We start from the raw sequence: 19891 nt of genomic DNA on the forward strand, positions 1-19891 counted from the left end.
GGCCGATCACCCCCGCAGCACCCCGTCCACCAGGCGCGGCACGGCCGTGCTCACGTTCACCCGGGACGCCAGGGCCACGTCCGCCCCGTGCCCGCCCGTGATCAGCTCCCGGCCGGACACGCACCCGGCCAGCACGTCCTCCACCGAAGACCGCGCGAACATCTCCGCCGCCAAGCACGCCTCCACCGACGCCGACCCGTACCCGAGCAGCGACGCCAGCACCGCACCCGCCCCGAGCTGGTCCTCCACCGCCGGCCGCAGCGGACCGCGGTGCGCTCTGGTCGGGCTGTTCAGGTGCACACCCCACCGCTCACCCGCCGCGATCACGCCGATCGGCCCGCCTCGGGCCAGCTCGCGGGCGGCCAGGGCGACCGCGCGGGCGTTGCGCAGGCACCCCGCCAGCACGATCGACTCGGTGCCCGCCGCCAGGTCGCACAGCGTCGCCCCGTTCGGCGAGGGCAGCTCCAGCTCCGTGCCGGCGGGCAGGTCCACCAGCGACGACGGCCGCAGCGACCAGGACGCGTCGGCGGGACGGGCCGCGCCTTCCCGGTCGGCCCACCGCACCGGCCGCACCGAGGCGCCGCGTCCCACCGCGATGTCGACCGCCGTGCTGAACGACAGCACGTCCACGATGACCAGCACGGCGCACAGCCCGCCGAGCGTCGTGACGCCCTCGTCACCCCATTCGAGCCGCAGCCGGCATCCCTCTTGTCCGAACACTCGCGCAAGGATGGCAGACTTCCCGGACGTGCGCGTTTACCTGGGTTCCGACCATGCGGGCTTCGAGCTGAAGACCCACCTCGCCAAGCACCTGACCGAAGCCGGCCACGAGGTGGTGGACGTCGGCCCGGCGGAGTACGACGCGGAGGACGACTACCCGCCGTTCTGCATCGAGGCGGCCCGCCGGGTGGTCGACGACGAGGGCAGCCTCGGCATCGTGATCGGCGGCTCCGGCAACGGCGAGCAGATCGCGGCCAACAAGGTGCCCGGCGCCCGCGCCGCCCTGGCCTACAGCGTCGAGACCGCGCGGCTCGCCCGCGAGCACAACAACGCGCAGTTGATCGGCGTCGGCGCGCGGATGCACGCCACCGAGGAGGCGTTCGCGATCGTCGACGCGTTCCTCGCCACCCCGTTCTCCGACCAGCCCCGGCACGCCCGTCGGATCGCGATCCTGAGCGACTACGAGCGCACCGGAGAGGCCCCGGCGCTGCCCTGATGATTCGGCAGCTCCTGTTCGAGGACCTCGACGGCGGGTTCACGGCCGACCCCGAGACCGTCATCGACGCCGCCGCGGCGGACCACCGGTACCTGGACCGGGTGCCGGGGCTGCGGGCCGTGCTCGCCGACACCGCGACCGGGCGCTACCACCGCTTCCTGGCGGTGCAGGCGCTCGCGTCGTGGGGCCACGCGCCGGTCTACCCGGTGGTGGCGGCGACCGCCGAGGCGGGCCGCCGGTCGCCGTGGCTGGGGATGCTGACCGACCACGCGGGCCGGGACCGGACGTTCCCGGAGCTGGCGGCGGCGGTGGCGGAGGGCAGGCGGTTCACCGTCCCGACCGGCGGCGAGGAGGCGCGGATCGAGGCGCTGACCGCGTTGGTCGGGCTGGGCGACGAGCTGTTCTTCGACTGGCAGCTCGCGTACGCGGCGGACGAGCCGGCGCTGGCCGACGCGTTGGCGGTGACCGTCGACCGGGGCGTGGACCGCTCCGACGAGGCCGACTTCGACCGCGTGCTCCAGCTCGCCGACCTGTGCGCCGTGCTGGCCCGGCACGACCGGCCGCGTGCGGTGGAACTCGCGGAACGCCTGCTGCGCAAGGACTTCCGGCTGACCGTGCGCACCCACCTGTGTCCGGTGGTGCCGTTCCGTGCCTGAAGGCCACACCCTGCACCGGCTCGCCCGGCTGCACCGCCGCCGTTACGCGGGCCGGCCCGTCGGGGTCTCCAGCCCCCAGGGCCGGTTCGGCGCGTCCATTGTGGACGGGCGGGTGCTGAAGCGGACGGAAGCACACGGCAAACACCTGTTCCACGTCTACGGGCCGGACGCCATCGTGCATGTCCACCTCGGCCTGTACGGCACCTTCACCGAGTTCGAACTACCGGTCGCCGAGCCGGTCGGCCAGGTGCGGATGCGGCTGGTCGGCGCGACGCACTGGACCGACCTGCGCGGCCCGAACCAGTGCGAGCTGCTGACCGCCGTCGAGGTCGCCGCGTTGCGTGCCCGCCTCGGCCCCGACCCGCTGCGCCGGGACGCCCGGCCGGACCTCGCCTACCAGCGGATCTCCCGGTCCCGCCAGCCGATCGCCGTGCTGCTGATGGACCAGCGGGTCATCGCGGGCGTCGGCAACGTCTACCGCGCGGAAGTCCTGTTCCGCCACGGCGTCCACCCGCTGACGCCGGGCAACCGGATCGACCGCGCGCTGTGGGACGTCCTGTGGTCGGACCTCGTCCTGCTGATGCGTTACGGCGTGAAGGTCGGCCGCATCGACACCGTGCGCCCCGAGCACCTGCCGGCGGCGACCGGCCGCGCGCCACGCCAGGACCGGCACGGCGGCGAGGTGTACGCGTACCGGCGCGCGGGGCTGCCCTGCCTGGTGTGCGCTACGCCGGTCGCCGTAGCGGAATTGGCCCACCGCAACCTCTTTTGGTGTCCCGGCTGCCAGCCATCCTGACCTGTCGCGGCCCGCTCCCGCGCCCTACGATCGACTGCACCGCAAGGTGAGGGGGCGTCGGAGTGGCCGGGTCCGCAGGCGGCGACGAGCCGCCGCGCACGGTGGAGGAGATGGCCCGGTGGACGGCGGACGTCGTCGCCCGCGCCGAGAAGTACGAGGCGCTCAACCGGCGGGTCTCGGCCGTGTCCGTCACCGAGGTCTCCCGTGACGGCGTCGTCCGGGTCACGGTGGACGCCTCCGGCGCCCTGCTGAACCTGGAGATCTCCGACCGCGCCAAGGAGTTCTCCGGCCAGACGCTGGCCGCGCACATCCTCGCCACCCTGCGGCGGGCGCAGTCCCGCATCGCGGGCGAGGTGTCGCGGCTCGCCGTGGACGTCGCCGCGGACAACCCGACGGCCGCCGCCGCGCTGGTCTCGTCGTACCGGCGGCAGTTCCCCGAACAGCCCGACGCCTGGACGGGTCCGACGCGGCAGCGGCCCGCGCCGGACGACGACTGGGAAAGCCCATCGGTCACCGAGTGAAGAGGGCGGTCATGAGTGGCAAGTACGACGTCGCCGGGTCCGAGTTGCGCGGACACGCCGACCGGTTGCGCGGCGTCGGGGACAAGCTCGGCGGCGCGGTCGCGACCGCGCGGCAGAGCAGCCTGTCCGCCGAGGCCTTCGGCAAGGTCTGCACCATGTTCCCGCCGATCGTGCGGTCGGTCGGCGACGTAGGCGTCCAGTCCCTGGTGGAGTGCCTGGCCTCGGTCGACCACATCGTCGAGGCGGTCCGCGACACCGCGAACATCTACGACGGCGTCGACGAGGGCGACGCGGCTGCGCTGAGAGGCAAGGGGCAGTGAACGCGCCGGCGCCACCCCAGGACGCCACCGAGGCCTACACCGGCATCGGCATCATCGAAGCGGCTGTCGACCTGCACAACGGCATCTCGAAGGGCTCGTGGGTCGAAGGCGGGCTGGGGGTCGTCAGCACCGGGCTGGAGATGTTGTCGCTGGTGGTCGACCCGCTGGGCACCCTGGCGCAGTACGCGTTCTCCTGGGTGATCGAGCACTGCGGCCCGCTGCGCCGGTGGCTGGACTGGCTGGCCGGCGACGTCGGGCAGATCACCGCGTACGCGGCGACCTGGAAGAACGTGTCGCAGGCGGTGGGCGAGGCGAAGGCCGACTTCAGGACGGAGGTCGCGAACGGCTCCGCCGGCTGGAAAGGCGACGCCGGCGAGGCGTATCGGCGGGCGGCGACCAAGCACGTCGAGTACATCGGCGCGTCGGGCGTGTGCGCCTCCACCATCGGCGCGGTGGTGGAGGTCGTCGGCGCGTTGGTCGGCGTGGTCCGCGAAGGGGTGCGCAAGATCATCGCGGACGTGGTTGCGACGTTGATCGTCCGCGTTCCCCAATGGGCGGTGATGGCCGCCGTGACCCTGTTCAGCGCGACGCCCGCGGTAGCTGTGCAGGTGGAGACGCTGGTGGCGAAGAACGTCGTCCTGGTGACCGAGCTGACCGCCAAGCTGGCCGGCTCGCTCGACCGGCTGCGTCCGCTGATGGGGCGGCTGACCGAGCTGTGGGAGACGATCGCCAAGGGCCTGCGCGGCCTGCGCAAGACGGTTTCCGGCGACCCGATCGACCTGCCGGACGCGGTGAAGCAGTCCGGCACGACCGTGCCCAGCACGGCCGGTGGTGGTGGCGGAGGCGGTGGTGGAGGCGGCAACACCAACCCGTCCGACGCCGCCCCGCCCCCGGCCGGCGGCGGAGGCGGCAACAACCCGCCGCCACCCGGTGGTGGTGGCGGCGGTTCCGACACCCCGCCCCCACCTGGTGGCAGCGTGCCGCCCGTTCCAGGTGGAGGCCGGCACCCGGTGCTGCCCAGACGTCCCCTCGACCGCACGCAGCCGCACCCCGAGCTGACCCCCGCGGAGCGCCAGAAGCTGCAAAGCCACCACAACGAACTGGAAGCGAAGCACCGGCAGAAGTTCGCCGAGACCGAGGGCGACCCCGACCACAACGGGAAGTCCCGCAAGGAATCCCGGGACGAGGCCAGGATCGCGCTGGACATGATGGAGCGCGGCGACCTCACCACGGGCTACCACCGGCCTTCGGGGCGGCAGCAGGGCGACTTCATCGACGAGGGCGTCCACTGGGACATCAAGGGCGTCCACAGCGACTGGCCACCCCACATCGCCGGCCAGAAAGAGGGCATCCCGTACCGGGACGGCTACACCGCGGCCAAGTTCGAGGAGACGCTGAGAGCCCAGTTCACCGGCGGGCGTAACGTCATCGTGGACACTCGCAACGCCAACGCCGCCGCCATCGAGGACATGGCGAAGATCGTGGACCGGGAGGGCTGGGGTGGCCGAGTCAAGTGGTACCCGTGAGCCGTGGCGACCGCTGCGGTGGCCGACCTCGCCGGACGCGGCCCGTGCCCTGACCGACTGGCTGGCGGGCGACCCGGAGGACAGCTTCTTCGCCGTCGACCTGGACCTGCGCGGCGCGGACCTGTCCGGCGGCCCGTTCGTGGAATCCTGGTTCAGCCGGGCGAACCTGGCGGACACGACGCTGCGCGGCACGGAGTTCTGGGCGGCGCACTGCGAGGAGACCCGCTTCATCCGCGCCACCCTCACCGACGCCGACTTCGTGAAGGCGCACCTGCACGGCGCGAGTTTCGTGCGCGCCGTGCTGATCGCCGCGGACTTCACCCGCGCGGAGGGCCTGAACGCACGGTTCGTCGACGCCGACCTGCGGCGTGCGGAGCTGGGCCACGCGATCTTCCCGGACAGCGACTTCACCCGCGCGAACCTGTCGGGCGCCCACGTCAACGCGACGTCGTTCCGGGACGGAACCCTGGTCGACGCCGTGGTGGCCGGGATGTCCGGCTCGGTGATCGGCCCGGTGGAGGTCGCGCCGGGCGTGCGGCTCGGCGGCGCGGAGCTGGAGCAGTGGTTCGCGGCCCGTAGCGCCGAGGTGTCCGTGCTGCGCACCGAATCGGTGTGAGACCGCCGGTCCCCACCGTTCGGGAACCGTCGCGCGCCCCCTCCGTCCAACCTGGCGGGGCTAACGGATCACGCTCCGCGAACGATCAGCCGGCAGGAGAAGGGGGCGTGGGGTGACCGATCCCGTGTTCGGTGGCGACGAGGTGCGCACGGAGCAGGAAATCGCCCGGTGGGCGGCCGGTGTGGCGGCGAAAGCCGAGCAGTACCAGGCAGTGAGCAGGCAGGTGGCCGAGGTCAACGTCAACGAGGTGTCCAAGGACGGCCTCGTGCGGCTGACCGTGAACGCCGCCGGCGCGTTGCAGAACCTGGAGATCTCCGACAAGGCCCGCGAGGTGTCCGGCGCGTCGCTCGCCGCGTCGATCATGACCACCATGCGCCGGGCCCAGTCCAGGATCGCGGGCGCGGTGGCCGAGATCGTGACCGCGGTCGGCGTGCAGGAGCCGGGAACCGCCGACGCGCTGGTGTCGTCGTACCGGCAGCGCTTCCCCGAGCCTGCGTCCGACACGCCTCCGTGGGCGGACCAGGTGCGGCCGTCAGCGCCGCCGCCCGCCCGGCGGCCCGTGCAGGACGACGAGGACTGGGACGGCCCTGCCGTCACCGAGTAGGGGGATTGCGTGAATCAGGGTTACCACGTCCTGGTCGAGGAGTTACGCGGGCACGCCGACCGCCTGCGCGGCGTCGAGGACCAGCTCCGCCAGGCGCTGGACGCGGCTCGGCAGGTGAGCCTGTCCGGCCAGGCGTACGGCAAGATCTGCACGATGCTGCCGCCGATGATGGCGTTCATCGCCAACACCGGCGTGCACTCGCTGTCCGAGGTGGCGCAGTCCGTCGGCGAGACGATCACCACCGTCAAGCGGACCGCGACCGACTACGAGACCGTCGAGCAGCGCAACGCCCGGACCTTCCGCGGCGGCGCGGGATGACCAACCGGCTGGTCGCCGAGCGACAGGACTCGACGAAGGACTACACGGGCGTGGGGGCCATCGAGGCCGCCGTCGACCTGCACGAGGCGTTCCGCAACGGCTCGTGGGTGGATCAGGGCCTGGCGCTCGCGGGCGGCGGCCTGGAGGCGCTGTCGTTCGTGCTCGACCCGTTCGGCACGCTGGTGTCCTACGCGGTGTCGTGGCTCATCGAGCACATCGGCCCGCTGCGGGACGCGCTGAACTGGCTGGCGGGCGACGCCGACCAGATCGCGGCCTACTCGCAGACGTGGAACAACGTGGCGCAGGCCGTGACGCGGGCCAACGAGGACCTGGTGGCCGAGGTCAACGGCGGCACCGGCGGCTGGACCGGCGCGTCCGCCGACGCCTACCGCGCGTCGATCACCAGCCAGTCCCGGCACATCACCGCCGCCGCGAGCTGCTCCGGCATCATCGGGCAGGTCGTGGAGGTTTCCGGCGTGCTGGTCGGCACGGTCCGCGGCCTGGTGCGCGAGCTGATCGCCGAGTGCGTGGCGACGCTGGTGGCGCGCATCCCGCAGTGGCTCGCCGAGGAGGCCGTCACGCTCGGCTTCGCCACACCGCACGTGGTCGCGTCGGCGGTGGCGATCATCGCCAAGTGGGTCGCCAAGATCGCCGACAAGCTCAACCTGCTGATGCGCTCGATCGCCCGGCTCCGTCCGCTGCTGTCCCGGCTGGACGAGATCTGGGAGCTGATCAAGCGCGGCCTGAAGGCGTTGCGGAAGGCGGGCGACGCGCCCGACGCGCCCAAGCCGCCGGACCCGGTGAAGAAGCCCGGCAACACCGACGTGAAGCCCCAGGGCGGCGACACGGGCGGGAACACCACCACCTCGGGCACGTCGGGCGGCAACGTGGACACCCCGCCGAGGACCCAGGGCGGCGACACGCACACGTCAGGCTCGGGCACGGCGAACAACCCGCCCACGGACGGCAACGGCGGCGGCTCGAACAAGCCGCCCGGCGACAACAACCCGCCCCCGACCCCCGACGACCCGAATCCGCACCCGCTCAACCGGCGTCCCACCGATCTCGCCCAGCCCCACCCGGAGCTGACCGCCGCCGAGAAGGCCGCGCTGGACAAGCACCTGAAGGAGCTGGAGGGCAAGAACGCCGAGCGGTTCCAGGACACGTCCCGCGACCCGGACCACAGCGGCAAGGTCCGCCCCGGCTCGAAGGACGAGGCGCGGGTCGCGTTCGACCTGGAGGAGCGCGGCTTCGGCCCGTTCGAACGGCCCAAGGACGCGAACGGCAACCTGCTGCCCGGCCAGGGCGACTGGGTGGACGCCAAGGGGCAGCACTGGGACATGAAGGGCGTCAACTCGGACTGGCCTCCGGACGTGCCCGAGCACGTGCGCAACAGTCGCCCGTACACCGACGCGTACACCGAGCAGTGGTTCCGCGACACCGTCCAGGGCCAGTTCGACAAGGGGCGTAACGTCATCGTCGACACGAGGAACGCCAGCGCCGCCGACATCGCGAACGTGAAGAGCATCGTCGACAAGGAGGGTTGGGGTGCCCGAATCATCTTCTACCCGTGAGCCGTGGCAACCCCTGCGCTGGCCTGGCTCCGCACCGGCGGCGGAGGTCCTCCGGCAGTGGCTGGCGGACCCGGAACAGCCGCTCTACGCGCTCGACCTGGACCTGCGCGGCGCGGACCTGTCCGGCGGCTCGTTCGTGGAGGGCTGGTTCACCGGCTCGAACCTGGCGGACACGGTGCTGCGCGGCGCGGAGTTCTGGGCGGCGCACTGCGCGGAGACCAGGTTCATCCGGGCGAACCTGGTCGACTCGGACTTCGTGAAGGCGAACCTGCGCGACGCGAGCTTCGTGCGGGCCCGGCTGGTCGGCGCGAACCTCACCAAGGCACAAGCGACCGGAGCCCGCTTCACGGAAGCCGACCTGAGCCGCGCCACCCTCACCGACGCGACCTTCCTGCGTGCCGACTTCACCCGGGCCGACCTGTCCGGGAGCGCCGTGGCGACCACGTCGTTCCGCGACGCCGTCCTGATCGACACCACCGTGACCGGCATGACCGGTACCATCCTCGGCCCGGTGGAAGTCGTGCCGGGGCTGAAGCTGGACGGGGTGGAGCTGGAGCAGTGGTTCGGGGCGCGGGGCGCGGCGGTGTCCGTGCTGCGCACCCAATCGGTCTGACCGGCCGGGGGACCGCTGACCGGCGGTCCCCCGGATCACGGCGATCGGCTGCCCAGCGGCCGAGTCGGGTCGTGACCGACGGTCTCCCCGTTCACGGCCACCGGAGGACCAGTGGCCGCGCCGGGTCGGTGTGGTCGACCAGCACGTCCGCCCGCGCCAGCGGGTCGGCCTCCGCCCGGTAGAGCGCCTGACCGGGCAGGTAGCGCCGTTCGTAGCGCTCGCGCACCGCGTCGCCGAACAGCCCGACGTCACGCACCAGCGCCCGCCGCAGCGTCTCCTCCGGGCTCACGTGCAGGTAGACCGCAAGGTCCCAGTCGTCGCGCAGCTCCGGGCGGAGCAGGAACACCCCTTCGACCAGCACCACGCTGCCGGCGCGGGCCGAGACCGCACGACGCAGCGCGGGGTAGTCGAACGTGTCGCGGTAGTACCCCTCCGGTGACCACGGCCCGCGCCGGTGCCGCACCTCGGGCGGGTGGTGGAAGTCGTCGACACTCGTCACCTCGACGCCCAGCCGCCGCCCCAGCGCCGCGGCCAGTGTGCTCTTGCCCGCCGCGTCGGGGCCGTCCACCGCGACCCGGAGGGGTGCGGAGACCAGCCCGGCCAGCGCCTGGACCAGGTCGTCGGACGTCGGGACAGCCGGCTCGGCCTCCGGCATCAGATGTCGAAGCCGCCGAAGTCCGAGCCACCGCCCCAGTCGCCGCCGACGTCACCGCCGCCCGCGTCGCCACCGGCATCCCCGCCGCCCCCGCCATCGGCGTACCCGTCGGCGTACGCGGCGTTCAACGCGTCCGGCGACACACCGGCCATGCCCGAGAACATGGCGTCGAACAGCAGGAACGTGCCCACGCCCCAGACTCCGGCCACCAGAGCGGGCTTCCACCAGGGCTCGCTGTACCAGCCCTGGGGCACCGGCCGACCGGCCACCATCCCGCCGGGGTAGTAGTGCGGCGTGCCCGAGCCCGGCCGCGGCGACGCGGCGTAGTCGTGGCCCTCGACGCTGACCTTCCGGTCCTCCGACACCTGGCCCGCGCGCCCCTGGCCGTTGAGGTCCGGCAGCTCCGGACCGGGGTCCAGCCCCATCGCGGTCCGGGCCGCGCGCACGTAGTACAGGCCCTCCATCGCGGTCTGGGTGACCAGCCGGCACTGCTCCGCGGTGCGCGCCTGCTCCATCTGCGACCCGGCCGCCGTGAACCGCTCGGACGCGTCCGCCAGCGCCTGGCTGGACGCCACGTCCGTGCCGGTCAGGTTCATCACCTGCCCGCCCAGCCGCTCCACCCAGCGCCGCGCGTCGGCCTGCGCGTCCTCCAGCGCGCGCTGCCGGGCGGCGGCCCGGGACTTCGCCAAGTACCAGCCGCCGCCGATCACCACGACGAGCAGCACGAGCACCACGATGGTGGCGTTCACGAGATACCTCCCGGCGGTGCGACGGCCTTCATGCCCGGTGAACGGACCGGAGAGGGTCGGAGGTTCCCGAAACGGTCAGAACACCTCCGGGCAGTGTGGCTCCCGGTCGCCCAGGAACGCATGTGACAGGCGGTGCAGCGCGCCCGGTGTGAGTTCACGCACCTGCTGCCCGCGGGCGAGCCCGGCCAGCCGCGTCCCGCCCAGGAAGGCGGCGCCCAGCGCCTGGATGTCCATCGCCACGTCCGGTTCGTCGTCCACCCGCCGCACGGACGCCTCGCCGTCCTGGACGGTCAGCCGCCAGCGGCCGTTGTTCCACGCGCAGAACGTGTCGCGGACGTCCAGCACGGTGTCCACGTCGGACAGGTACCGGCGCAGCGGCAGCGCGCGGTCGACGTCCACGATCCGGACCCACAGCGAGTCGCTGCGGGTCCGCAGCGCCAGCCGCGGGTCGGCCAGCAGGTGCACGATCGGGTCGTCGGAGGCGGTGAAGAACTTCACCTCGCCGATCATGTCCAGGTCCAGCAGGTACCGGTAGAGGGCGGCGAACGCCTCGTCGGTCTCCGCGACGAGTTCCCGCACGTGCAGCTCGTTGCGGGGTCCGCGTTCCTGCCAGTCGGATTTGACCCGGTACACCGCGTAGCCCCGCGGGTGCAGCACGTACCGGTAGGCGGTGAGGCCGCCGCGGTCCTGCTCCTCGTCCGCGAACTGGTGCTGCCATTGCGGGCCGGTGCGGCTGAGCCAGCCGGTGCGACCCGGCCTGACCCGGTCGTACAGGTCCTTGAGCACCGGCATCGCCTCGTCCACGGGCACCTCGCGCACCCGCGCGTCACCGGTCTCCACCTCCGGCCGGAACGCCGCCCCGCGCGGCACGGACAGCCGCGTGAACTCGGACGCCATGCCGTAGCCGAACCGGCCGTAGATGCCCGCCTCGGACGACCACAGCGCGGCCAGCGCCTCCTGAGGCCCCTCGTGCATGCCGTGTAGCTGGGCGGCCATCACCCTGGTCAGCACGCCGCGCCGGCGGTGACCCGGTTTCACGTTGACCGCGGTGACCGCCGCGACCGGTTGCGGACCACTGCTCGGCAGCGTGAGGTGCCGGCTCTGGATGGCCCCACCGCCGATCATCTCCTCACCGTCGAACACCACGTGCAGGCGTTCCGGCTCGAACAAGCCATTCCACCGCTCAAGCTGTTCCTCGTTGGTGTCGAGCAGGAAGGCACTGTCGAACATGCGCTGGAACGAGCGGAGTTCGTCGGCTTCGAGCGTGCGGGTGGTAAGCGCCATAGTGCGTTCCTACGCTGCCGACCTCGCCGCGCGCGATTCAGTTTCAGGGGTCGCGCCCGAGGCGAGAGCTCGTACATGCTTCGCCGATGGACGCACAGGCGCTGGGCAGCGCGCTCCGGACCGAGGCGGCGGCGCTCGCGGTGGCAGCGGACCTCGTGCCGGGAAACCGGCCGGTGCCCGGCTGCCCCGGCATGACGGTGACGGAGCTGGTGCGCCACGTCGGCTCGGTGCACCGCCTGGTGACCCGGTGGATCACCCGCGGCAGCCGCCCGGCGGAGTGGCCACGCGAGCCGAACGGCGCGGACCCGGTGGACTGGTACCGGATCGGCGCGGCGTCCCTGATCGCGGTGCTGAACCCGGCCCGAGCGGCCGAACCGGCCGCGACCTGGTGCCCGTGGGACCGCACGCTCGGGTTCTGGCTGCGGCGGATGGCGCACGAGACAGCCGTGCACCGGGTCGACGCGCAGGCGGCGTCAGGCCTGGCCGCGCCACTGGTGCCCGCGCTCGCCGCCGACGGCATCGACGAGGTGCTGAAGCTGTGGCTGGGCTGCCACTTACCGCCCGGCGCACACGCCGACGGCCGCGCGATCACCCTGCGCGTGCCGGGCCGCGAGTGGACCGTCGCGCTGCACGAGCAGGTGGTGGACTTCTGCCCGGACGCCGACCCGGCCGCCGTGGTCACCGGCTCGGCGTCGGCGGTGGACCTGTGGCTGTGGGGCCGTGCTCCGGCGTCGGAGCTGTCGATCGAGGGCGACGAGGCGGTGGCACACGCGCTGCGGGCCGCCGTCGCCGCCGTGACGGGCTAGCGGGTCTCAACCGGGTCGGCGGGGCCTCAGCCGGGCGGCCAGGTCAGCCGCCGGCCACCGAGGACGTGGCAGTGCACGTGGAACACGGTCTGCCCGCCGTCGCGCCCGGTGTTGAACACGAGCCGGTACCCGTCCTCGGCGATGCCCTCGGCCTTCGCGACGTGATGCGCGACCTGCAACACCTCGCCCGCCGTCACCGGGTCGAGGTCGCCCACGGCCACGTGGTGCTCCTTGGGGATGACCAGCACGTGCGTCGGCGCCTGCGGGTTGATGTCGTGGAACGCGAGCACGGTGTCCGTCTCGTGGGCCAAGCGGGCGGGAACGCTACCCGCAACGATGCGGCAGAAGAGGCAATCGGCGGTCACGGTGCCATCGTAAGGCGCACACTTGGACGATGACACGCTCGAAGTTTCGGGTGATCCTGAGATGCCTGGTGAGCTTCGCGATCGGCGTCCTGATGCTGGTGCTGGCGGTCCGCTTCGGCGAGGCCCTGTGGCGCGCGGTGACGTCCTAGCCGCGGTCAGCCCGCGAAGTCCGGCATGCGGAGAGCCGCGCGCCGTGGGTAGTTCACCCTTGGCCCGTCGAGGAATTCGCGCGGCAATTCGTGACCCCATCCCCTGCGACCAGGAATCCGTTCGGCACCCAGCCGTCCGATGTGGACTGATCGCGTAGCTGGGATCAGGATGATTGAGGTCGAAGGCGTCCGCGACGCCGAGAAGGCCGACGAGCCGGCGGCTCACTTCACATTGGTGCCGGGCACCTGAACGGGGTCGGCTTTCACCAACCGGGCGGTGCGCCCGAAGATGAACCACCCGAGACTGCCGAGGAACGGGAACCCGACGATGACGACGATCCAGAGGAACTTCCCACCACCGGTCAGCCGCTGACTGCGCAACACCGAGACGATGGCGGCAATCCACAGCGCAAGCTGGAGCAACGCGAGGAAAGCCAGGAAGACGGCAACCGAGACACCAACGGAATCCGACGTCTCCTGAACAACAAACCGGACCATGCCACCCCACGCTACGACCCCCACCCCAACCCGCCTGCCAAGCCACCCGAACGAGTGACCACGCCCGCGACCTGCGAAGCACACCTCCGGCGACGCACACCCGAGGACTCACCGACACGTCGCCGACCGGACGACGCCGAGTCCGAGATCGGCTGTGACCGAGGGCCACGCAAAGGGCATGGGCGCAAGCGGTTCGCCGGCAGACCCTCGTGATCTTGTGGCCGCAAGGTCATCGCCGCCGGACTCTGGTCGTAGAACCGAGACTGAGCGAGGATGGCGTGCATGGTCTCGAAGAGCAGCCCGTACGCGGTGGAGCACGAGTGTGCGGACTGCGGTAAACAGACCGTGGTCGACCGCCGCACAGGTCGAATCAACATGCACAGCCGACCTGCCACCAGGACGTCGTGCACAGCGTCGGGCTCGGAGGTCCTGGAGCCCGATGAAGACTATTCCCCTGAAGTCCTGTTGCCTGTCCACAACGCCATCTCCGTGAAGTACCAATGTCCGCTGTGTGGTGCGAAAACAAAGGTCACCCGCAGTACCGGGCGAATCTACTCACACCTGGAGCCGGGCTCGACAAAAACGTGTTTCGAGTCCGGCTCGGAAGTCCTGGACCCCGAAGGCGAGGCGGTGCTGCAACCAGTACAGCCGGCACAGGAGGAGCAGCCTGCCAATCCTCCCCCGGCAACCACGATCAGACCGCTGGAGTCCGGTGGCACCAGCGTGCGGACAGTGTCCGGAGGCCTGCCCACATTGGGCCGCCGCCGCCGATGATCCGTTGCCGTGACGGACCCTTCGTGAAGCCCCCGAGGCTTCTACATTCGCTCCCGGGACACCTCGCCGAAGACGAACGACCCCAACCCGCCTCGTGACAAGCACTGACAAAGCGGTGGCAAGGCGGCGAAGCCGGTGCGGCAGCCGATCGCCGTGCCCGGTCCCACCAGGCCGGGTTACCGCGCGATGTTCCGCGTTGGTCGCTGCGGTGGAGCGTACGGAGGCTCGGCTATGAGGCGCCGGGGTCGAGGTCAGGTGAAGTAGGGCTCGGCGCGGTTGCCGAGGCCCTGCTCGATGCGTAGCCGGATCGACGGGTGGATATCGAGGTCGGCCAGGCGGTCAAGCTCTACCCAGTGGACTTCCTTGGACTCGTTGCTTGTGCGCAGCTCGCCTCCGATGGGCTGAGCGCGGAAGCAGATGGAGAACTCCTGGCGGACCTCGCCGTTGTTGTAGGCGATGACGTGGTTGGGGTTGGAGTACAGACCGACTAGACCGGTGGCCTCGACGTGGATGCCGGTCTCCTCCTCGACCTCGCGGACGACGGCTTGGGACAGGGTTTCGCCTACGTCTTGGCCGTCGCCCGGGATGGCGTACTTGTCGTTGTCGGTGCGGCGGATCATCAGCAGGCGGCCGGTGGCGTCTTGGACGATGGCGCTGACGGCGACGCGGATGCTGTTGAGCTTTGGGGCGTTCGGGTCGTTGAGGTAGTCGGTGCGCGTCATGGTTGGACCTTGGCAGAAGGTGGCGCGCGCACTTCGCGCTGGCCCAGACGGTTCCAGGCTCTCGGATTAGGCCTCGAAGAGGTCGCTGGCGGAGAGCAGGTCGCCGATCTTCACCGGCGGGATGGGCGGCGCTGAAGCGGGGCAACTGGCACCGGTCGCGAAGTGGATCAAGACCGTGGCCAAGGCCGGACTCCCGGAGGGCTTCCACTTCCACGACCCTGCGGCACACCGGCAACAACCTCGCTGAGGCGGCAGGTGCCGGCACACGGGAGCTGATGAACCGCATGAGGCACGGGAGCATGAGGGTGGCGCTGATCTACCAACACGCGACCAGCGAGCGTGACCGGGCCTGACGGGGGTGGCACCGTCGTTGACCTGCAAGGGAAGTACGAGAGCGGGTGACGGGAATCGAACCCGCATGACCAGCTTGGAAGTGCGGCGTCAACCCCGCCAAACCACCCCTGACCAGCATTCGAACCGGTCCTGAGTGACCGCCATTGACCCTGGTTGACCTGGGTTAATCGCACGTTAATCGCACGGGACGGAGGTGGTGGGGCCTCGTCGTCATGCCGGAGCTGTCATGGCAACGCAACAGTGTGCATCGAGGCGGCAGTTTCCAAGAGGTGCGGTCCGGAGGAGGGGAGATGGCGGCGATCCAAGTTTCATGACCAGCTTGGAAGGTCTGGCAGCGATCATGCCCCTGGCCTGCGTGACCTCTGGCCTGCGCTAACGTAGCCGCCTTGACCGCTCGCGTCCCTGTCTTACCGCTGTTGACCCCGAGATATGGCACGAAAGTGGCACGAGCATCAGGATGCGTTTGGACCTATGCTGCGTGTCAAGGCGGAGTGGAGACCGTGTCAGCCACCTGTCGGGTTCGCGCCCTGGCGGTCCGAAGGATCGTTAGACCGGCGACCCAGTCAAGTAATCAAGAGGTGGTCTATAGCTAGAAATTGCTCAATCTCATGTAAGAGTCTGTAAGGATAGTGTCCGTAATCTTATAGTGGGAGAATCGTTTGTACTTCACAACTCAAAAGAACTATTGGCAGTATCTACGAAGAATGCGATCTGCACCGCCTTCATCGACGCGGGGCAGCGATGCGCGGCGAGGGACTTTTAGTGCCGCACTCGAACAAGCCGAACAACTATACGTAGCCGCTTCTCGCGTCGACATGGAATCAAAACCAATTCTTCTGTACTATGGAATTTATCAGGCAGGGAGGGCAATTGCGGCAGTGAATCCCGACGCCGCTGCCCCGTGGCAACTTCAAGGACATGGCCTTAAAGCTCCTGGGCTCAGCGAACGGGATCGTACAGAGAGGGTCCTTCGTGCCAACCTCTTGGATGGGGTGATCCGGGGTACCGGAAGGGCGCATGAGGCGTTTCCTAATATAGCGAAAATTCTGAACAGCCCTGACCTTACATGCGAAGTGCAGCTCGGCGACCTTGTGGCGCTGCTCGATGAGAGTAGGACTCGTACGAAAACTCAAGAAGGAGTCTTCTTCACCCCGCTGAAAGATAAGCCGGCTCCTCTGGGGGTGTCTATCGAGACTGTGAGCGCCGCAAACGGTCTCGACATCGTAAGTCTATACGGGTTTCCTCAGTCCATCTTGAAGGCCGCCAACTTCACCAATGAGGTTTCCAACTACCTCCGTCTCTATTTTCCACAGTTCAGTGAGGACTGGACTGTTCATGGTGTAAATGGCCACAACAGTATTGGGCGGCGGGGCTGGGTGAGTGTAACCAGGCGAGTAGTGCATGAGGTAAGCGCGGATCTTTTCAAGTCTTATGACCCGGAAGTCGCCCAACTGGAGAAGGAGCTGCGAGTAAGGCGGCCTTACTATTCCTTTGATTCGATCACTGAGCCCACGTTGCCGGATCAAGGAAAGTCGGTGCATCGGCTGTGTCTTTGGTGGGCTATTCTTTTTCAACTTTCAATGGTCGCACGATATGCGCCCAACGCGTGGACCGATGACCTAAATGTTGATTTGAGTGCATTGGCTGTTGGGCTTGAGCAGCTACTTGAGCTGTCCCTTGAGGAAGTGCCTCGCATTGTCGTTGAAGTAGTCGAAGGAATTGAGGGCGAGGTTGAGTAGAGCTGTCGAAGGTGCAGAGGAAGGTACGTGGCCGGTGCTGACGCGACTATAAAGCCGTTGGCAAGGCGGCGGAGCCGTCGCGGCAGCCGATCGCCGTGCCCAGCGCTGTCAACTCTGTGACCGCGCGATCGTCGGACTCTGGATGCTGGAAGCAGCTCCCGCCCAAGCGCGATACCTCTGAGCGCCGCCACCCGGCCACGTGCACCGGCTCCGCGCACGGCCGCTGGGCGGAGCGGAGCGGGAGCCCGGCGTGCCGGGATGCGGGAAGTCGGTGCCAACGTGCGCCGGGACAGGCCGCGCGCAGCCGCAGGCGGCGCGCCTTGATCCCGTAGAGCGGAATTCGGCAACGCAGCAGGTCAGGTTGGTGGCGCTGTCGGCATGGTGGGCGGGTGCATAGGGTGGGGGTGTGGATCTCGTCGCGTGGGCATACTCCGTAGCCGAAGGGCGACTGGCCGATTCGTTGCCCCGGCGGTGGGCGCACGTTCGAGGCGTTGCGGAGCGGACGGGGCGAACCGCTGGGCTCTTCGTCCATGAGGAGCAGGAGTTGTTGGAGGCGGCGGCCGTTCTGCACGATGTGGGGTACGCGCCGGAACTTGCCTTGACCGGGTTCCACCCGCTTGATGGCGCTCGGTACCTGGAACGGCAGGGCTTCCCCGAGCGGCTGTGTGGGCTCGTGGCCCACCACTCGTGCGCGTATCTGGAAGCCGGATTGCGGGAGCTCTCCGCGGAGCTGGCCGTGTGGGAAGACGAAGAGACCGCGGTTCGTGATGCGCTCTGGTGGGCCGACATGACGACGACGCCGGATGGCACGCTTACGAACGTGTCCGACCGGATCGCGGAGATTCAGGACCGCTACGGGCCTCAAGACCTGGTGTCGGTCTTTATCCGCCAGGCACGGCCGGAACTGGTCGCCGCTGTTGAACGGACCGAAGAGCGGCTACGGGCGGCGGGCCTCGGTCACGTCGCGAAGTAGGGCGTTGCCCGGTTCTCGAAACCGTGTTCGATGCGGAGGCGGATCGACGGGTGCACGTTGAGTGCGGCCAACGCCTCGCGGTCTACCCAGTGGACCTCGCTGGACTCGCTGCTGGTGCGCAGCTCGCCCCCGACCAGGCGGGCGCGGAAGCAGATGGAGAACTCCTGGCGGACCTCGCCGTCCGTGTACGAGATGACGTGCGCCGGGTCCGAGTAGACGCCAATGAGGTCGGTCGGCTCCACGTCGAAGCCGGTCTCTTCCTTGACCTCACGTACCACCGTGTGACCGATGGTCTCGCCCACGTCTTGGGCACCGCCGGGGATCGAGTACAGGTCGTTGTCAGTCCGGCGGATCATGAGCAGCCGGCCGCTGTCGTCCAGGACGAACGCGGTCACCGCCACGACGATGTTGGTCGCCCGAGGGGCGTTCGGGTCGTTGTAGTGGTCGGTGCGCGCCATGGCTACCTGCCTACCACTTGGGTGGCTTGGCGTCGTCCCAGACGCCCTGGAAGCTCTCCGCGTACGTCTCGAACAGGTCGCCTCCGGAGAGTCGTCGCAGGTGAAGCACTGGAGCGTGAGCTGCCATAAAGCCGTGTACGTGGGTGTTGACGAGCATCTCGTCATCGAACCTGTAGATCGAGTTGTAGAGCGTGGTCCGATGGCACCTGATCTCGGCGTGCGCGCTGTCCGCCAGGGGCTTGAAGAACGCCATGGCGTTGCGAACCTTGGCTGCGAGAGTTCCCTTGCCGATGCCTTCTTCCTCGCTCCGGCGGGCTACCTCGCGGCTGGCGGGGTCGCCTAGCAAGATTCGGATCTTGCTGCCGGCCTCTGCCTTCCGGCGCAGGGACTTGATCAAGCTTGGGTTGTCGGTGAGGAACATGCCTGAGTAGACGAGCACGGAGATGTTGAGTCGGGCCTGGTCCAAGAGGTGCGCCCACACGTCCTGGGGGACGGAGTGCCGGTGCGGGTAGACCTGCACCACCTCGGACTGGGCGATCTCCTTCTTGGTCTCCGGGGCGATGGCGTCCGGCCAGAGGTAGGTCTCCGTTTCGCGGACCATTGACGCGATGGTGCGTCGATGCCGGGGGTACGGGGTCCGGTTTTGCGTGATCCAGCGTTCTACGGTCTTCGGGTCCACGCCGGTCGCCTTGGCTACCTGGGCGAAGTCGAAACCGTTGCGCAGCAACGAATCTCGGAGGCGCTGGTTCGGCATGAGTCCTCCTCGGTACACCTTGGGACGTCTTCAAGGTAGCAAGGACGTCTGTAGATGTCCCGCCATGCGGTGCTGACGTCCTACGTTTCCGCCGAAAGTGGTTGGTGTCGAGATGTCGGACAACGGGTCCGGCCGACGCTGACGACAGGAGAACGGCGATGGCGATCACGGGTGGGAGCAGGCTCCCCACGTCGCACGACTTCGTGTTCCCTCGTGGGGCGCTGGTGATGGGTGTTGAGCCGGTGCTCAAGTTCCAGTCCGCTGAGGAGCGGGCGAAGGGGCTGCCGGTTCAGCAGGAGACGGACAAGGAGTCCGGGCTGCTGGTGTGGTCGGTGTTGGTGATCGACCAGGCTGCGGAGCGGAAGGCCGATGCGGTGGTGACGGTCAAGATCGCTGCGCCTCACCAGCCGGTGCCGCCGGAGGCTATTCCGGGCACGGACGTGCGGCCGGTCGTGTTCGAGGGGTTGACGGTGACGCCGTGGATTAACGACAAGGCGTGCCGGGGTGCGCACGGGAGTGAGCGTCACCGGTGCTGGCCGAGGCTCGGGTACAGCTTGCGGGCTCCGAAGATAGGGCCGGTTGTTGTCAAGGCTTCGTCCAAGGCCGCGTGAACGGGGTGGCTCAGGACTTGGTGCGACTGCATGTGACGGCGAACCTGCCGGTTCGGGTCGAGCCGCTGGTGTTCGCTGGGCGGGTGGAGCTGCGGTTTGGCAATGCGTTTCCCGCCGTGTTGGTCGTGGACCGCGATGCGTTGCCCCGGTTGCTGAACGCCATCGCAGAAGGACAGGTGGCGTTGGACGCTTCGTCGGGCAGGAAGGGCGGCGAAGTGGGATGAGGCGGCGTGGTCGCGG

Annotated in this window: 25 protein-coding genes; 16 read left to right on the plus strand and 9 right to left on the minus strand. The window is 69.4% G+C overall.

Annotation, left to right across the window (positions count from 1 at the left end; all coding sequences use genetic code 11):
- Positions 1-6: 6 nt before the first annotated feature.
- Positions 7-720: a 2-phosphosulfolactate phosphatase gene (locus ACQPZF_RS07425; RefSeq protein ID WP_433269602.1), complete on the minus strand. Its 714-nt coding sequence runs from the start codon at positions 718-720 to the stop codon at positions 7-9.
- Positions 721-748: 28 nt separating this feature from the next.
- On the opposite strand from ACQPZF_RS07425, the gene ACQPZF_RS07430 reads away from it, so the two are divergent.
- The 11 genes from ACQPZF_RS07430 to ACQPZF_RS07480 all read left to right on the plus strand — a co-directional run bounded on the left by ACQPZF_RS07430 (position 749) and on the right by ACQPZF_RS07480 (position 8760).
- On the plus strand, positions 749-1216 hold the full coding sequence (locus tag ACQPZF_RS07430) for a ribose-5-phosphate isomerase (RefSeq protein WP_433269604.1): 468 nt from the start codon (positions 749-751) through the stop codon (positions 1214-1216).
- Positions 1216-1872 (plus strand): hypothetical protein, encoded by a 657-nt coding sequence (locus ACQPZF_RS07435; RefSeq protein ID WP_433269606.1) that lies wholly within the window; start codon positions 1216-1218, stop codon positions 1870-1872. The genes ACQPZF_RS07430 and ACQPZF_RS07435 overlap by 1 nt, the downstream gene beginning before the upstream one ends.
- On the plus strand, positions 1865-2668 hold the full coding sequence (locus ACQPZF_RS07440; RefSeq protein WP_433269608.1) for an Fpg/Nei family DNA glycosylase: 804 nt from the start codon (positions 1865-1867) through the stop codon (positions 2666-2668). Before ACQPZF_RS07435 ends, ACQPZF_RS07440 begins: the two co-directional genes overlap by 8 nt.
- Positions 2669-2730: 62 nt before the next feature.
- Positions 2731-3189 carry a YbaB/EbfC family nucleoid-associated protein gene (locus tag ACQPZF_RS07445; RefSeq protein ID WP_433269610.1) on the plus strand — a complete coding sequence of 153 codons (459 nt, stop codon included), beginning with the start codon at positions 2731-2733 and terminating at the stop codon, positions 3187-3189.
- Positions 3190-3200: 11 nt separating this feature from the next.
- Positions 3201-3509 (plus strand): type VII secretion target, encoded by a 309-nt coding sequence (locus ACQPZF_RS07450; protein ID WP_433269612.1) that lies wholly within the window; start codon positions 3201-3203, stop codon positions 3507-3509.
- Positions 3506-5035 (plus strand): WXG100 family type VII secretion target, encoded by a 1530-nt coding sequence (locus tag ACQPZF_RS07455; RefSeq protein WP_433269614.1) that lies wholly within the window; start codon positions 3506-3508, stop codon positions 5033-5035. The genes ACQPZF_RS07450 and ACQPZF_RS07455 overlap by 4 nt, the downstream gene beginning before the upstream one ends.
- Positions 5010-5651 (plus strand): pentapeptide repeat-containing protein, encoded by a 642-nt coding sequence (locus ACQPZF_RS07460; RefSeq protein ID WP_433269616.1) that lies wholly within the window; start codon positions 5010-5012, stop codon positions 5649-5651. Before ACQPZF_RS07455 ends, ACQPZF_RS07460 begins: the two co-directional genes overlap by 26 nt.
- 112 nt (positions 5652-5763) lie before the next feature.
- Entirely contained in the window at positions 5764-6255 is a 492-nt protein-coding gene (locus ACQPZF_RS07465) for a YbaB/EbfC family nucleoid-associated protein (RefSeq protein WP_433269618.1), read from the plus strand.
- Positions 6256-6264: 9 nt separating this feature from the next.
- Positions 6265-6573 carry a type VII secretion target gene (locus ACQPZF_RS07470; protein ID WP_433269620.1) on the plus strand — a complete coding sequence of 103 codons (309 nt, stop codon included), beginning with the start codon at positions 6265-6267 and terminating at the stop codon, positions 6571-6573.
- Positions 6570-8147, plus strand: a complete 1578-nt coding sequence (locus ACQPZF_RS07475; protein WP_433269622.1) for a hypothetical protein — start codon at positions 6570-6572, stop codon at positions 8145-8147. Before ACQPZF_RS07470 ends, ACQPZF_RS07475 begins: the two co-directional genes overlap by 4 nt.
- On the plus strand, positions 8122-8760 hold the full coding sequence (locus ACQPZF_RS07480) for a pentapeptide repeat-containing protein (protein ID WP_433269624.1): 639 nt from the start codon (positions 8122-8124) through the stop codon (positions 8758-8760). Before ACQPZF_RS07475 ends, ACQPZF_RS07480 begins: the two co-directional genes overlap by 26 nt.
- A gap of 91 nt (positions 8761-8851) precedes the next feature.
- On the opposite strand, the gene ACQPZF_RS07485 is transcribed toward ACQPZF_RS07480, so the two are convergent.
- From ACQPZF_RS07485 to ACQPZF_RS07495, 3 genes are all read right to left on the minus strand, one after another.
- Positions 8852-9415 (minus strand): hypothetical protein, encoded by a 564-nt coding sequence (locus ACQPZF_RS07485; RefSeq protein WP_433269626.1) that lies wholly within the window; start codon positions 9413-9415, stop codon positions 8852-8854.
- Positions 9415-10164 carry a hypothetical protein gene (locus ACQPZF_RS07490; RefSeq protein ID WP_433269628.1) on the minus strand — a complete coding sequence of 250 codons (750 nt, stop codon included), beginning with the start codon at positions 10162-10164 and terminating at the stop codon, positions 9415-9417. Before ACQPZF_RS07490 ends, ACQPZF_RS07485 begins: the two co-directional genes overlap by 1 nt.
- A gap of 75 nt (positions 10165-10239) precedes the next feature.
- Positions 10240-11448, minus strand: a complete 1209-nt coding sequence (locus ACQPZF_RS07495; RefSeq protein WP_433269630.1) for a GNAT family N-acetyltransferase — start codon at positions 11446-11448, stop codon at positions 10240-10242.
- Between the two features lie 86 nt (positions 11449-11534).
- Here ACQPZF_RS07495 and ACQPZF_RS07500 point away from each other — a divergent pair, with 86 nt between their 5' ends.
- A complete protein-coding gene (locus ACQPZF_RS07500) occupies positions 11535-12254 on the plus strand; it encodes a maleylpyruvate isomerase family mycothiol-dependent enzyme (RefSeq protein WP_433269632.1) in 720 nt (239 codons plus the stop codon).
- A 26-nt stretch (positions 12255-12280) separates the two neighbouring features.
- Here ACQPZF_RS07500 and ACQPZF_RS07505 read toward each other — a convergent pair whose 3' ends face one another.
- From ACQPZF_RS07505 to ACQPZF_RS07515, 3 genes are all read right to left on the minus strand, one after another.
- Complete coding sequence (locus tag ACQPZF_RS07505) at positions 12281-12619, minus strand: histidine triad nucleotide-binding protein (protein WP_433269634.1); 339 nt, start codon at positions 12617-12619, stop codon at positions 12281-12283.
- Between the two features lie 371 nt (positions 12620-12990).
- Positions 12991-13266 (minus strand): PLD nuclease N-terminal domain-containing protein, encoded by a 276-nt coding sequence (locus ACQPZF_RS07510; RefSeq protein ID WP_433269636.1) that lies wholly within the window; start codon positions 13264-13266, stop codon positions 12991-12993.
- A 1025-nt stretch (positions 13267-14291) separates the two neighbouring features.
- On the minus strand, positions 14292-14762 hold the full coding sequence (locus ACQPZF_RS07515; RefSeq protein WP_433269638.1) for an NUDIX hydrolase: 471 nt from the start codon (positions 14760-14762) through the stop codon (positions 14292-14294).
- A gap of 1013 nt (positions 14763-15775) precedes the next feature.
- Between ACQPZF_RS07515 and ACQPZF_RS07520 the strand changes: the two genes are divergently transcribed.
- Both ACQPZF_RS07520 and ACQPZF_RS07525 read left to right on the plus strand, forming a co-directional pair.
- Complete coding sequence (locus ACQPZF_RS07520; RefSeq protein WP_433269640.1) at positions 15776-16855, plus strand: YaaC family protein; 1080 nt, start codon at positions 15776-15778, stop codon at positions 16853-16855.
- A gap of 406 nt (positions 16856-17261) precedes the next feature.
- Entirely contained in the window at positions 17262-17828 is a 567-nt protein-coding gene (locus ACQPZF_RS07525) for an HD domain-containing protein (RefSeq protein ID WP_433269642.1), read from the plus strand.
- On the opposite strand, the gene ACQPZF_RS07530 is transcribed toward ACQPZF_RS07525, so the two are convergent.
- Together ACQPZF_RS07530 and ACQPZF_RS07535 are read right to left on the minus strand one after the other, a co-directional pair.
- Positions 17813-18286 (minus strand): NUDIX hydrolase, encoded by a 474-nt coding sequence (locus ACQPZF_RS07530; RefSeq protein WP_433269644.1) that lies wholly within the window; start codon positions 18284-18286, stop codon positions 17813-17815. The genes ACQPZF_RS07525 and ACQPZF_RS07530 overlap by 16 nt on opposite strands.
- A gap of 10 nt (positions 18287-18296) precedes the next feature.
- The gene (locus tag ACQPZF_RS07535; RefSeq protein ID WP_433269646.1) at positions 18297-19040 is read right to left on the minus strand and encodes a DUF5919 domain-containing protein; all 744 of its coding nucleotides are present in this window, start codon (positions 19038-19040) and stop codon (positions 18297-18299) included.
- 158 nt (positions 19041-19198) lie between these two features.
- Between ACQPZF_RS07535 and ACQPZF_RS07540 the strand changes: the two genes are divergently transcribed.
- Both ACQPZF_RS07540 and ACQPZF_RS07545 read left to right on the plus strand, forming a co-directional pair.
- On the plus strand, positions 19199-19651 hold the full coding sequence (locus ACQPZF_RS07540) for a hypothetical protein (protein WP_433269648.1): 453 nt from the start codon (positions 19199-19201) through the stop codon (positions 19649-19651).
- A gap of 32 nt (positions 19652-19683) precedes the next feature.
- Positions 19684-19875, plus strand: a complete 192-nt coding sequence (locus ACQPZF_RS07545; RefSeq protein WP_433269649.1) for a hypothetical protein — start codon at positions 19684-19686, stop codon at positions 19873-19875.
- Positions 19876-19891: the final 16 nt, after the last annotated feature.

It is taken from the genome of Actinosynnema sp. CS-041913, from assembly GCF_050942485.1.
GTDB lineage: Bacteria > Actinomycetota > Actinomycetes > Mycobacteriales > Pseudonocardiaceae > Actinosynnema.

Coding starts and splice junctions, on each gene's coding strand:
- ACQPZF_RS07435 (WP_433269606.1), top strand. CDS start 1,216: ATGATTCGGCAGCTCCTGTTCGAGGACCTCGACGGCGGGTTCACGGCC.
- ACQPZF_RS07450 (WP_433269612.1), top strand. CDS start 3,201: ATGAGTGGCAAGTACGACGTCGCCGGGTCCGAGTTGCGCGGACACGCC.
- ACQPZF_RS07475 (WP_433269622.1), top strand. CDS start 6,570: ATGACCAACCGGCTGGTCGCCGAGCGACAGGACTCGACGAAGGACTAC.
- ACQPZF_RS07485 (WP_433269626.1), bottom strand. CDS start 9,415: ATGCCGGAGGCCGAGCCGGCTGTCCCGACGTCCGACGACCTGGTCCAG.
- ACQPZF_RS07495 (WP_433269630.1), bottom strand. CDS start 11,448: ATGGCGCTTACCACCCGCACGCTCGAAGCCGACGAACTCCGCTCGTTC.
- ACQPZF_RS07500 (WP_433269632.1), top strand. CDS start 11,535: ATGGACGCACAGGCGCTGGGCAGCGCGCTCCGGACCGAGGCGGCGGCG.
- ACQPZF_RS07510 (WP_433269636.1), bottom strand. CDS start 13,266: ATGGTCCGGTTTGTTGTTCAGGAGACGTCGGATTCCGTTGGTGTCTCG.
- ACQPZF_RS07515 (WP_433269638.1), bottom strand. CDS start 14,762: ATGACGCGCACCGACTACCTCAACGACCCGAACGCCCCAAAGCTCAAC.
- ACQPZF_RS07530 (WP_433269644.1), bottom strand. CDS start 18,286: ATGGCGCGCACCGACCACTACAACGACCCGAACGCCCCTCGGGCGACC.
- ACQPZF_RS07535 (WP_433269646.1), bottom strand. CDS start 19,040: ATGCCGAACCAGCGCCTCCGAGATTCGTTGCTGCGCAACGGTTTCGAC.
- ACQPZF_RS07540 (WP_433269648.1), top strand. CDS start 19,199: ATGGCGATCACGGGTGGGAGCAGGCTCCCCACGTCGCACGACTTCGTG.